Source organism: Roseateles sp. P5_E11 (assembly GCF_054049355.1).
This window is the reverse complement of the sequence record NZ_JBFUMO010000139.1, coordinates 1-11,960: the sequence shown is the minus strand read 5'-3', so window position 1 is coordinate 11,960 and position 11,960 is coordinate 1. Positions and strand designations below refer to the sequence as shown.

Genomic DNA, 11,960 nt, shown 5'->3' with positions numbered 1-11,960 from the left:
CATGCAGGCAACGAGGCCGCTGCCCAAGCGGCCTAACTAGGAGACACGAACATGGACCTCGCCACCTGGATGCGCAGCTTCACCATCCGCACCCGCATGCACGGGGCCATCTTGCTGGTGCTGCTGATGTTTGCCGCTTTGGGCGTGACCGGCTTGCTTGGTGGCCGCCAGCTGATGGCGCTCAATGTCGACGTCACCACGCATGCGATGCGCGACCTGCAGCACCTGGCCGCCATCCGCCAAGGGCTGGCCGACGTGCGGCTGGAGGAAAAGGAGATGGTCATCGCCTACGAGACGCCCGAGCAGGTCAAGCAGTTCCGCCAGCGCTGGGACGCGGCAGCCCAGCGCCTGGTCGCGGCGCTGCAGGGCCTGCAGGAGGGCACGCGGGAGGAGAACAAGGCCGTGGCGGCCGAGGCGCTGAAGTTTCTGCAGGACTACCGCACGGCGGCCCAGCCGGTGCTCAACCAGATCGAGGCCGGCGGCTTTGACACCGCCAAGGTGGCCGACCGCATGTTGAACCGGCCCAAGGCAGCGATGCGCGAGACCGAGAAGCGCGTTGAGAGCATCGCCGCCCTCATCGATGCCCAGGCCAAGGCCACCGAGGCCGAGTTCGGCGCCGAGATGGGCCGCATCGCCTGGCGATCGCTGGCCGTGCTGGTCCTCGTCATGGTGCTCGTCGTGCCGCTCACGCTGATCAACTCGTCCACCATCACCAGCCCGATGCGCTATGCCGGCAGCGTGGCCCAGTCCATCGCCAGCGGCGACCTGAACAACGCCATCCGTATCGTCGGTCGCGACGAAGCCTCCGAACTGTTGCGCGCCCTGGATGCGATGCAATCCAGCCTGCGCGACCTGGTGCGGCAGGTGAAGACCTCGGCGATGAGCATCGAGACGGCCAGCACCGAGGTCGCCTCGGGCAACCAGGACCTGAGCCAGCGCACCGAGCAGGCGGCGTCCAGCCTGCAGCAGACGACCAGTTCGATGGAGGACCTGACCAGCGGCGTGCGCCATGGCGCCGACGCTGCCGGCAAGGCCCGCCAGCTGGCCGAAGGCGCAGCCGAGGTGGCGCGCCGCGGCGGCCAGGAGGTGGCCGACGTCGTCGCGACGATGGAGCAGATCAACACCAGTTCGCGCCGCATCGGCGACATCCTCGGGCTGATCGACAGCATCGCCTTCCAGACCAACATCCTGGCGCTGAACGCGGCCGTCGAGGCGGCACGCGCCGGCGAGCAGGGGCGCGGCTTCGCGGTCGTCGCCAGCGAGGTTCGCCTGCTCGCGCAGCGCTCGGCCGACGCGGCGCGCGAGATCAAGTCGCTGATCTCGGCCAGCCTGGAGCGCACCGAGACGGGCTCCCGGCTCGTGCAGCATGCTGGCACCACCATGCAGGAGATCGTCGACAACGTGCAAAAGGTCAGCGACATGATCGGCGAGGTGGCGGCCGGTGCGGCCGACCAGAGCTCGCGCATCGGCCAGATCAACGGCGCCGTCAGCCAGCTCGATCACATGACGCAGCAGAACGCTGCGCTGGTGGAGGAGTCCGCCGCCGCCGCCGACAGCCTGCGCCAGCAGCTGCAATTGCTGACGGGCGCGGTGGCGCAGTTCAGGCTCGACGGGAACGCCTAGAATCCGCCGCATAGCGCCGATTTGTTCCGGATTGCGGGCGCTCAATAAATGCCGCTAAACAGGGCTCCGATCAACCGGCGTCCCGCAACAGTGGCGCCGGTTTTTTTATTGGAGTGAGGCCATGACGGGCCGTAGCGTCGGCGACGTGTCGCCGCAGAGTTTTCATTTCGACGAACCACTGCCGCTGCGCAGCGGGGCCAGCCTGCCGGCCTACGACCTGATGGTCGAGACCTATGGCCAGCTCAATGCCGAGCGCAGCAATGCCGTGCTGGTCTGCCATGCGCTGAATGCCAGCCACCATGTCGCCGGAACCCTGGCCGGCCAAGCCAAGAGCGAGGGCTGGTGGGACAACCTCATCGGCCCGGGCAAGCCGCTGGACACCGACAAGTTCTTCGTCATCGGTGTCAACAACCTCGGTTCCTGCTTCGGCTCGACCGGCCCCATGCATGTCAACCCCGCCACGGGCCGGGCCTGGGGCGCCGACTTCCCCGTCGTCACCGTGCAGGACTGGGTGGATGCCCAGGCCCGCCTGGTCGAGCGCTTCGGCATCCTGAAGCTGGCGGCCGTGCTGGGCGGGTCCCTGGGCGGCATGCAGGCGCTGGATTGGGCGCTGCGCTATCCCGAGCGCGTGAGCCACTGCATTGCCGTGGCGACCGCGCCGAATCTGTCGGCGCAGAACATCGCTTTCAACGAGGTCGCGCGCCGCGCCATCGTCACCGACCCCGATTTTCACGGCGGCCACTTCTACGCCCACGGCGTGGTGCCCAAGCGCGGCCTGCGCGTGGCGCGCATGATCGGCCACATCACCTACCTGAGCGACGACGTCATGGCCGAGAAGTTCGGCCGCGAGCTCAAGGGTGGCGCACTGGGCTATTCGACCCAGGACATCGAGTTCCAGATCGAGAGCTATCTGCGCTACCAGGGTGACAAGTTCAGCGACTACTTTGACGCCAACACCTATCTGCTCATCACTCGCGCCCTCGACTACTTCGACCCCGCCTCCGAGCATGGCGGCGACCTGACGCGCGCCTTCGCGACCGCTCGCGCCAAGTTCCTCATCGTCAGCTTCACGACCGACTGGCGCTTCTCGCCCGACCGTTCACGCGAGATCGTCAAGGCCCTGCTCGACAACCGGCTGGACGTGTCCTATGCGGAGATCGACGCGCCGCATGGTCACGACGCCTTCCTGCTCKACGATCCGCGCTATCACGGTGTGCTGGGGGCCTATTTCGAGCGCATCGCCACGAGCCTGGAGCGGCCCGCCGGCTTGCAGCTGAAGGGGGTGGCCATATGAGCTTCGACCCGGCCATCGCGGCGCTGGTGCCGCCCGGCTCACGTGTGCTCGACCTGGGCTGCGGCACAGGCGAGCTGCTCGAGCACCTCATCAAGCACAAGGGCTGCAGCGGCTACGGTGTGGAGCTGGACGACGCCAACCTGCTGGCCTGCGTGAAGCGCGGTGTCAATGTCATCCAGCGCAACCTGGAAGAGGGCCTGGCCATCTTCGAGGACCAGAGCTTCGACGTCGTGCTGCAGCTGGAGACGCTGCAGAACCTGCGCAATGCCGAAGCCATGCTCAAGGAGACGGCGCGCGTGGGCAAGATGGGCATCGTCAGCTTCCCCAACTTCGCCCACTGGCCCAACCGGCTGCAGGTGCTGTTCGGGCGCATGCCAGTCACCCGAGCCCTGCCCTACGAGTGGTACGACACGCCCAATATCCGCGTCGGCACCTTTGCCGACTTCGGCGTGCTGGCGCGCAAGAACCGGCTGAAGATCCTGGACAGTTTCGGCCTGCAGGATGGCGGCGTGGTGCGCACGCGGCCCAATCTGATGGCCAGCGTGGCGGTGTTCAAGTTCGAACGAGAGTGAGCACCCGGCCGGCGCGCAACGGACTCAAACCCTAGCCCACGGCGCGCCTTGATTCGCTAGGCTCGCTACATGTTGCGCGCTCGTTTCCTCGCCTCCATGCTGGCTGCCGGTGTGGCGCCCTGGGTGCGGGCTGAGGCCGCGCCGCTGCGCTTCGTCTACCCGCGCGTCAACGACCAGGGCGAAGAGGCCTTCGGCTTCCAAGGGCTGCGCCTGGCGCTGCAGAAATGGGGGCGGCCCTTCGAGCTGTTGCTGGCGCCCACGTCCACCAACTACCGGCGCTCGCTGTACCAGCTTGAGACGGGCGAAATCGACGTGATAGACATGGGCACCAGTCGAGCCTTCGAAGCCCGTTTTCAGCCGGTGCACCTGCCTGTCGACCGAGGCCTCAGTGGCTGGCGACTGTTGCTGATCCGTGCCGGCATGGTGCCCGCGTTCCGCGCGGTGCACGACCTGGCCGGCCTCGCCCGGCTGCGTGCCGGTCAGGGCCAGGACTGGCCCGATACGCAGTTGCTGCTCGCCGCCGGCCTGGGGGTTGTTAGCGGCAGCGACCTGCCGACGTTGTTCCGCCAGTTGCAGGCGGGCCGCTTCGACTACTTGCCCCTGGGTCTGAATGAGATCCACGGCCTGCTGACCCAATGGCAGGCGTTGGCGCCGGATGTTGTCGTGGAGCCCGACCTCGCCCTGGTCTACCCGTTCGCGCGCCTGCTCTTCGTGCGTCGCGGGGACGGCGAGCGCCACGCGGCCATCACCGAGGGGCTGACGCGGGCCTTCGAAGACGGCTCGTTCAACACGCTGTTCGCTGCCCGGCATGCGGGGCTCGCGCAGGCCCGGTTGGCCGAGCGCCGCGTGCTGCAGATCGACAACCCCGGGCTGAGTGAGGCAACGCGTGCTATCCCGGCGCGCTACTTCATCCGGCCCTAGGAGGCTGTCGGGCTTGGGGTCGGGTGCGCGTTGGGCCTGCAAGGGTGCTGAGACAAGGCGCAAAGCGCAGCGGTACCGGGCGTACCGCGAGCATTTGCAACGCAGGATCGGCGCCCTTGCAGGCCCAACCCGCAGGGCCAGGGCGATTTGCGGGGCGATCCGGCGTTGCGAACTCGTTGTGTGGCCCGCCACACGCCTCGCCCGCGCCTTGTCTCACCCCGCAACTCGCCCTGGCGCGCACCCGACCCCAAGCCCGACAGCCTCCTAGGTTTCAGCAGCTCAGGCCGATTTCTTGTGGCCCTTCTTGGCCGCCTTCTTGTGCTTGGCCTTGGTCGTCTTCTTGGCGGCGGTCTTGGCATGGATGCCGCTGCTGGCCTGGCTGGTCTTGTGGTGCTGGGCCACGCGCGCCTCGGCCGCCGGGGCAGCGATGGCGAGGGCGGTGACGAGGGCGGTGAGCAGGGTCTTCATCGTGGATCTCCAAAAGAAAAGCTGATGGGGCAAGCGTAACGGAGGCGGCAGTCTCGGGCCGTCCCTCAGCTGCCTTTGCGCACCATGAAGCCCTCGTCCGTGCGCTCGTCGTCCTTGAACACACCTTCCCAGCGATCGCCGCTGGGCCAGTGGAAGGTGCCCTGGCCATGCTTGAGGCCGCGCGCCCAGGCGCCTTCGTAGCGCTCGCCGCTGCGCCAGRCGTATTTGCCCTGGCCGTGGGCCTTGCCGGCGTCGAACTCGCCCTCGTAGACGTCGCCGCCAGGGAAGATCATGCGGCCGCGTCCCTGGGGCAGGCCGGCGGCCATCTGGCCTTCGTACTGGTTGCCGTTGCTGAAGCGCATCTTGCCCTGGCCCTGTGGCTTGTCGTTGACCCATTCGCCCTCGTAGCGCTGGCCGCTCATCCAGACATAGCTGCCGCGGCCATGCGGCAGCCCCTGGCGGATCTGGCCGCTGTAGACGTCGCCCGAGGCATAGGTCAGCTTGCCTTCGCCCTCTGGCTGGCCGTCCATCAACGTGCCTTCGTAGTGATTGCCGTTGGCAAAGCTCATGGTGCCGCGGCCGGTGGCGCGGTCGGCCACCCAGTCGCCCTTGTAGCGCTGGCCGGCGGCCCAGCGGATCTCGCCGACGCCCTGGCGCTGGCTGCGCAGCAGCGGGCCTTCGTAGACGTCGCCGTTCTTCCACTCGACGCGACCGGAGCCCGTGACGGTGTCGTCGTCATTGCGCACGAACTGGCCAACGTAGCGCGTGTCACCGGCCATGCGATCGAAAAGCTTGGGCTCGGGAACCGGCACCGGCGCTGCTGTGGCCTGGGCGAGGGGCGTGATCGGTGCGGCTGCTGCCTGGCGCAGCCCAGGCGTGGCCGGCGGTGGCGCGCTGGCAGCGGCCTTGTTGGTGACGGGTGCCGCCGTCGCGGCCGCCGGTTTGGGCGCTGCCGCAACCACCGGTGCCGGCGCGCCGGGCAGCGGTGTCGCCACCCAGGGTGTGCCGCGCTCGCGAGCCAGGGCCTGGGCGTTGTTCGTCGCCAGCTCCTGGGCGCTGCCTTTGCAGAGCTTGGCGGTGTCGCGCCACAGCGTCTCGCCGATCTGGCTTTGTGTCTGGCGCTCGGCCAGCGGCAGGGCGGCGCCGGTGTTGCGCAGCTTGCTGGAGAACTCGCGGGCGCGCTCGAAGGGCGCGGCGCAGAACTCGGCGTTGTGGCCGTCGATCTCACTCTGCTCGCGGCGGCGCTGGGCAGTCTGCTGCTGGCTGCCGTTGCACTGCTCGGCGGCCAGCTCCCACATGCCCTCGGCCTTGCGGTAGAGGCTGGCGGCGTCGCCAAAGCGTCGCTCGCCAAAGGCCGCGCGGGCCAGCTCCTGCAGCGAGGCGGCATCGCGGTGGGCGCTCTCGCACTGGCTGCCGGACTGCAGCTTCTCGGCCAGGGCTTCGCGGGTCTTCTGGCTGTCGGCCAGGTTGCGTTGGGCGCGTTCGCGAGCGCGGCCGTCGCAGCTGGCCAGTGCCCCGCCCCATTGCGCAACCGCCTCGTCGTAGAGCTTGACGAGGGCCTCCAGTGGCTGGTTCTGCGATTGGGCCGTGGCGGCACGCAGGTCGGCCGACAGCGCCCGGCTCGACAGTTGGGCGCAGCTGGGCGGCGGTGGGGCCGGCGCGGCGACGGGCTCGGAAGCTGCGGGCTCGGGTGCCGACGCCGCGGCTTCGGGAGGCGTCTGTGCCTGAGCCCAGGCGGCCGTCAACAGCAGCAGCGTGATGGCGAACTTCATTTCTTGGTGGCCGACTCGGCGGGCAGTTCCAGCATGGCGTCGACCAGGCCGCGGGAGAAACGGCTGGCGCCGGGGTCGTCGGCGTTGTCGAAGCTGAAGCTGCCGCGCGCCGAGGCCAGCGGCATGGCGCCGATCTCGGCCCGCAGCGTGTCGGCGCGCAGGCCACCGAGGATGGCGACCACCTCGGCCTCGAAACCGCGTGCGGCGGCGATCTTGTTGATGGCCGCCAGGCGGTCGGCGTCGAACAGGAAGGCGTTGGCGGCCAGGCTGCGCTCGATGAGTTTCTGGTGCAGCGTGAAGCCCGCGAGCGGCGACGCGCCCAGGGCCGCCATGCGCGTGAAGGCCCAGGCGTCGGCATAGTCGAAGGTGGTGGCCGCGATGCGGGAGATGCCCGACAGCGAGCCGCGGTTGGCGGCCGCGGCCTGCATCACGTTCATGACCTGCTGGCGCGTCAGCTGTTGAGCAGCGTCCACCAGGCCTTCGCGGATCTTCTGCGTCGCCAGCGCCTTGCCCTGCTCGATGAGCTGCTGCTTAAGGAACTCGCTGGCCACGTTGGCCGCGGCGCTCTTGGCCGCGCTCATCGCGGCGTCGGCGGCCAGCGCTGCGGCCTTGACGCCCGAGGCCAGTGTGGCCAGGTTGTAGAGGGTGCCGGCGATCTTGATGGCGTAGTGGTAGGTCTTCATGCGGGCCCCGCCCTCTTCGGACAGGCCCTGCGTCCACAACACCATCCACAGCGCCTCGTCGGGTGTGGGCTCGGCCTGGGTCACCTCCAGCGGGTGCAGGCTGAGCAGCCAGTGGTAGTCCTGCAGCTGCGCCGTGTTGGGCGGTGCGAAGCGTGTGTAGCCGCGGCAGACTTCGAAGGGCTTGATGGCGACGTTGCGGCCTGAGGCCAGGCCGACGTTGAAGGGCTTGCCAGCGTCGCGCGCCTCGGCCAGCGTTTCCAGCAGGCGCTCGCCGTCGATGTCCTCGCGGCCGCCGACGCGCACGATGCGGTCGCTCGGGGCCAGCGGCGAATCCTGGGTGACGGCGATGACGGTCAGCCTCTCGTCCACCTGCAGGGCGCGCACCCAGGCGACGCGATCGTCCGCGCTCCAGCCGGCGCTGGTGGCCACGGCGAAGGGCAGCTCCCACTGCTTGTCGCAGTCCTTGTCTTTCAGCGCCGCGCTGCGCGCGATGGCCGGGCGGATCAGGCGCTCGCCGGCGCCATAGGCACGCATGCCGGCCAGCAGCGTCTCGTCGACCTCGCGGCCGTCGTCCACGGTGAATTTGGGGCCTGAGGCACAGCCGGTCAGCAGCGCAATCAGAACAATCAGTAACAAGCGCATCTTGGCGTCGAGCCTAAGCGGTTGACGCCGTGAATGCCGCCGGTAGTTATCCCAGGCGGCGTGATGCCTGTCGCGGCCAAAGCCTAAACTGGTAAGTCGCGCCACAAGCGCCAGGAGTACGCCATGAACGCACGTGATCCCCACCTGCCCCTGCAAGCCGACGAGGCCACCGCGCTGGGCGACTTTGCCGCCCGCGTCTGGGACGAGGAAATCGTCCCCGCGCTGACCGACTACATCGCCATTCCCGCCAAGAGCCCGATGTTCGACGCCGACTGGGCGAAGAACGGCCATATCGAGAAGGTGCTGACCCAGGCCGCCGCCTGGGTGGAGAGCAAAAAGGTTGCCGGCCTGAAGCTCGAAGTGGTGCGCATCCCTGGCCGCACGCCGGTCATCTTCTTCGAGGTGCCGGCCACCAAGGCAGATTCGCAAGACACGGTCGTCGTCTACGGCCACCTGGACAAGCAACCCGAGTTCAGCGGCTGGCGCAACGACCTCGGTCCCTGGACGCCCAAGTATGAGAAAGGCCTGCTCTATGGCCGCGGCGGCGCCGACGACGGCTACGCGGTCTACGCGTCGTTGACGGCCATCATGGCGCTGGACAAGCAGGGCATCCCGCGCCCGCGCTGCGTCGGCCTGATCGAGACTTGCGAGGAAAGCGGCAGCTTCGACCTGCCGGCCTACCTGGACCTGCTCGGTCCCCGGCTGGGCAACGTGTCCCTGGTGGTCTGCCTGGACTCTGGCGCCGGCAACTACGACCAGCTCTGGTTGACGACCTCGCTGCGCGGCATGGTGTCGGGTGTGCTGAAGGTCGAGGTGCTGGCCGAAGGCATCCACAGCGGCGACGCTTCGGGCGTCGTGCCCTCGTCCTTCCGCATCCTGCGTCAGGTGCTGGACCGGCTGGAGGACAGCAAGACGGGCCGTCTGCTGCCCGAGAGCTTCCACTGCGACATCCCCGGCGCCCGCCTGGACCAGGTCAAGGCCACGGCGGCCATCCTGAAGGAAGAGGTCTACAAGCGCATGCCCTGGGCCTGCGGTGCGGACGGCGGCCCGGTGCTGCCGGTCGCGACCGACCCGGTCGAGGTGCTGCTGAACCGCACCTGGCGGCCGACGCTGTCGGTGGTCGGCGCCGACGGTTTCCCCGAGCTGAAGAACGCCGGCAACGTGCTGCGGCCCTACACCGCCTTCAAGCTTTCGCTGCGCCTGCCGCCGCTCATTGACGGCAACGAAGCTGCCCTCAAGCTGAAGGCCCTGCTGGAGGACAACGCGCCCTACAACGCCAAGGTGACCTTCACGCCCGACGGCCGCGCCGGGGCCTACGGCGCCACCGGCTGGAACACCCCCGAGCTGTCGCCCTGGCTCAGCCAGGCGCTCAACGACGCCAGCCAGGCCCATTTCGGCGCGCCGGTCGGCTATATCGGCCAGGGCGGCACCATCCCGCTGATGAGCATGCTGCAAAAGGGCTTCCCCAAGGCGCAGATGATGGTCTGCGGCGTGCTCGGACCGAAGAGCAATGCCCACGGGCCCAACGAGTTCCTGCACGTGCCCTATGGCAAGCGCTTGACCGCCGCGGTGGCCCAGGTCATGGCTGCGCATCCCTGAATGGATCAGCTACGCGCCATCAAGGTTTTCGTCCGCGTCATCGACGAGGGCAGTTTTGCCGCCGCGGCACGCGGGCTGGACTTGGCGCCCGCCGTCGTCACACGGCTGGTGGCCGAGCTGGAGGAGCATCTCGGCACGCGGCTCTTGAACCGCACGACGCGGCGGCTGTCGCTGACCGAGATCGGCGAGGCCTATCTGGAGCGGGCGCGGCGCATCCTGGCCGATGTCGACGAGGCGGCAGCCCTGGCCGCCTCGGCCACGCAGGAGGTGCGCGGCTTGCTGCGCATCCTGTGCCCGCCGGCCATCGCGGTGCATCAGCTCGCCAAGCACCTGCCCAAGTTCCATCGCGAGTACCCGCTGGTGACGCTGGAGATCACGTCGCCGGGCCCGGTCGACACGGTGGACGACGCCTACGACCTGACCATCTTCCTGTCCCGCGAGACGCTGGACGGCGATTTCATCGCCCGCCGCCTGGCACGCAGTGAATTCATCATGTGCGCCTCGCCCGACTATCTGGACCAGCGCGGCCGCCCCCAGCACCCGCACGACCTCAAGCAGCACGACGCGCTGCTGCCGCCCACGCCTTCGCTGATGCGCGGCCTGACGCTGCAGCGCGGCGACGGCACCGAGGAGATCACCCTGCCCATCGTGCCCTCGCGCGCCGCGCTGTCGACGACGCACATGGATACCAACTACGCCGCCGCCCTGCACGGCCTGGGCGTGGCCGGGCTGCCCAGCTTCATGGTCGAGGACGCGCTGCTGGAGCAGGCGCTGGAGCGCGTCATGCCGCAGTGGCGGCTGTTTGGCACGACGCTGTGGGCCGGCATGCCGACCCGCAAATACGTGCCGGCACGCACGCGCGCCTTCCTCGACTTCCTGCTGCAGATCTTCGGCGGCGAGGACAAGGACCCCTGGCTGGTCGCAGCGGGCTGCGCGACCTGCCCCTGAGGCGCTTCCCCGTGACCACGGGGGAAGACGCGGCCGGGCGGCTGCGAACTTGTTCACAAGGCATGGCCTGACCCCCTGGAGGCGAGGGGGCGGAACTTGGAGGCGACGCGGGCAACATGCGTCCGTCGTCAACCCCTAGTTCATAAATCAAATGACCTTCTCGACCAAGCTGTTGGCCGTCGCCCTCACTACCGTCATCGGCCTGGGCGCCAGTGCCGCTCACGCCGGCCTCGTGGCGCACGCCGATGTGAACGGCTATGCCACCTTCCAGGACACGACCACCGGCCGTGTCTGGCTCCAGCTGCCCGACCTGTTCAACATGAACTACACGGCTCAGGTCAACACGGCCACCGCTGCCGGCTTCTCGGTCGCTTCGCTGAGCGACGTGGATGCGCTGTGGACCAGCACGCCCGGCAGCGACTGGAACGCGCTGAGCTCGGTCATCGGTGGTTCGTCCTCGCGCGGCCTGATGTGGGGCAACTACGCCGACGTCGGTGCCAGCAACCCGAATGCCTATGCCTACGCCTACGCCGGCACCAATGGCAGCTGGGACCACTACAACCCCAATAACACTTCGGCCTACAGCGACCTGGGCCTGTGGGCCTACCAGACCGGTGCCGCCGCTCTGCCTGAACCGGCCAGCTATGCGCTGGTGGGCATTGCCCTGGCCGGTGTCGGCCTGGCCAAGCGCCGCCGCAAAGCCTGATTCATCCGCACCCCACGGCGACCCCGCGGCCTCGGCCCCGGGGTCGTTTTGCTTTCGGCTCAGCGCAGGCTGAAGCCGAGCACGAAGAACTCGGGATGGCGGGCCTCCATGGCTCGCTTGAGCGGCCCGAAGGCGACGTAGCGGCTCGATGTCTTGGCGACATGGGCCATCAGCCGGCGCTCGTCGGCGTGGCCTTCGCCCAGGGTCGCCAGCAGCACAAGGTGTTGGCGCAACGCGCTCCATTCCAGGCGCCGCCAGTACTCGCCGAAGTCGGCCGCCAGGTCCTCGTCTAGCAGACCCTCGGCGCGGCATTCCTGCCAATGGCGTGCGGCCCAGTCGATCTCCTGGGCCTCGTCCCAGGCCAGCTCGGGCGGGCGCAGCAGTGCAGCGAGGCTCTCCGTCATGCAGCCGTGTGGCACATCGGCGACGAGGCGATGCAGCACGCCGTCCAGCCCCGCCTCGGCAACGCGGCCCAGGCCGGTGCGCAGGGCGTTGGCATCGGGCGGGGCTGGCGGCAGGGGATGGGCGCGCAACTCGGCGCAGGCGGCGCGCATCAGGCGGTCGGCGTCGGCGGGGCGGGCAAGCAGTTCGGCAATCAAGGCCGAGGTCGGGGCATAGGTCATAGGGAAGGGCCCTCGTGGATAATGAAATTCTAGGGAAGCGCTGAATGAGTTCCCGCGATGCGGCGCGCCGTGATTTGGGATGGGCTGCAAGGCGCAAAGCRCAGCCATA

General features: G+C 68.7%; 11 protein-coding genes and 1 riboswitch. Of the genes, 7 read left to right on the top strand and 4 right to left on the bottom strand.

Annotation, left to right across the window (positions count from 1 at the left end):
* Nucleotides 1-51: 51 nt before the first annotated feature.
* From ACXJKR_RS12710 to ACXJKR_RS12695, 4 genes are all read left to right on the top strand, one after another.
* Nucleotides 52-1,623: a methyl-accepting chemotaxis protein gene (locus ACXJKR_RS12710; RefSeq protein ID WP_457323145.1), complete on the top strand. Its 1,572-nt coding sequence runs from the start codon at nucleotides 52-54 to the stop codon at nucleotides 1,621-1,623.
* Between the two features lie 3 nt (nucleotides 1,624-1,626).
* Nucleotides 1,627-1,702, top strand: a riboswitch (SAM riboswitch).
* A 42-nt stretch (nucleotides 1,703-1,744) separates the two neighbouring features.
* Nucleotides 1,745-2,917, top strand: coding sequence for a homoserine O-succinyltransferase MetX (gene metX, locus ACXJKR_RS12705; RefSeq protein ID WP_457323144.1), 1,173 nt, complete (start codon nucleotides 1,745-1,747; stop codon nucleotides 2,915-2,917).
* A complete protein-coding gene (metW, locus tag ACXJKR_RS12700; RefSeq protein WP_457323143.1) occupies nucleotides 2,914-3,489 on the top strand; it encodes a methionine biosynthesis protein MetW in 576 nt (191 codons plus the stop codon). The genes metX and metW overlap by 4 nt, the downstream gene beginning before the upstream one ends.
* A 69-nt stretch (nucleotides 3,490-3,558) precedes the next feature.
* Nucleotides 3,559-4,410, top strand: a complete 852-nt coding sequence (locus ACXJKR_RS12695) for a hypothetical protein (RefSeq protein ID WP_457323142.1) — start codon at nucleotides 3,559-3,561, stop codon at nucleotides 4,408-4,410.
* Nucleotides 4,411-4,689: 279 nt separating this feature from the next.
* On the opposite strand, the gene ACXJKR_RS12690 is transcribed toward ACXJKR_RS12695, so the two are convergent.
* The 3 genes from ACXJKR_RS12690 to ACXJKR_RS12680 form a co-directional block, all read right to left on the bottom strand.
* A complete protein-coding gene (locus ACXJKR_RS12690; protein WP_056200133.1) occupies nucleotides 4,690-4,878 on the bottom strand; it encodes a hypothetical protein in 189 nt (62 codons plus the stop codon).
* A 65-nt stretch (nucleotides 4,879-4,943) separates the two neighbouring features.
* On the bottom strand, nucleotides 4,944-6,650 hold the full coding sequence (locus tag ACXJKR_RS12685; protein ID WP_457323141.1) for an MORN repeat-containing protein: 1,707 nt from the start codon (nucleotides 6,648-6,650) through the stop codon (nucleotides 4,944-4,946).
* Nucleotides 6,647-7,969: a hypothetical protein gene (locus ACXJKR_RS12680; protein ID WP_457323140.1), complete on the bottom strand. Its 1,323-nt coding sequence runs from the start codon at nucleotides 7,967-7,969 to the stop codon at nucleotides 6,647-6,649. Before ACXJKR_RS12680 ends, ACXJKR_RS12685 begins: the two co-directional genes overlap by 4 nt.
* A gap of 129 nt (nucleotides 7,970-8,098) precedes the next feature.
* On the opposite strand from ACXJKR_RS12680, the gene ACXJKR_RS12675 reads away from it, so the two are divergent.
* From ACXJKR_RS12675 to ACXJKR_RS12665, 3 genes are all read left to right on the top strand, one after another.
* On the top strand, nucleotides 8,099-9,574 hold the full coding sequence (locus ACXJKR_RS12675) for a M20 family metallopeptidase (RefSeq protein ID WP_457323139.1): 1,476 nt from the start codon (nucleotides 8,099-8,101) through the stop codon (nucleotides 9,572-9,574).
* Nucleotides 9,575-10,522, top strand: coding sequence for a LysR family transcriptional regulator (locus ACXJKR_RS12670; RefSeq protein ID WP_056200116.1), 948 nt, complete (start codon nucleotides 9,575-9,577; stop codon nucleotides 10,520-10,522).
* Between the two features lie 151 nt (nucleotides 10,523-10,673).
* The gene (locus ACXJKR_RS12665; protein ID WP_457323138.1) at nucleotides 10,674-11,228 is read left to right on the top strand and encodes a PEP-CTERM sorting domain-containing protein; all 555 of its coding nucleotides are present in this window, start codon (nucleotides 10,674-10,676) and stop codon (nucleotides 11,226-11,228) included.
* A gap of 59 nt (nucleotides 11,229-11,287) precedes the next feature.
* On the opposite strand, the gene ACXJKR_RS12660 is transcribed toward ACXJKR_RS12665, so the two are convergent.
* Nucleotides 11,288-11,851, bottom strand: coding sequence for a hypothetical protein (locus ACXJKR_RS12660; protein WP_457323137.1), 564 nt, complete (start codon nucleotides 11,849-11,851; stop codon nucleotides 11,288-11,290).
* Nucleotides 11,852-11,960 lie beyond the last annotated feature (109 nt).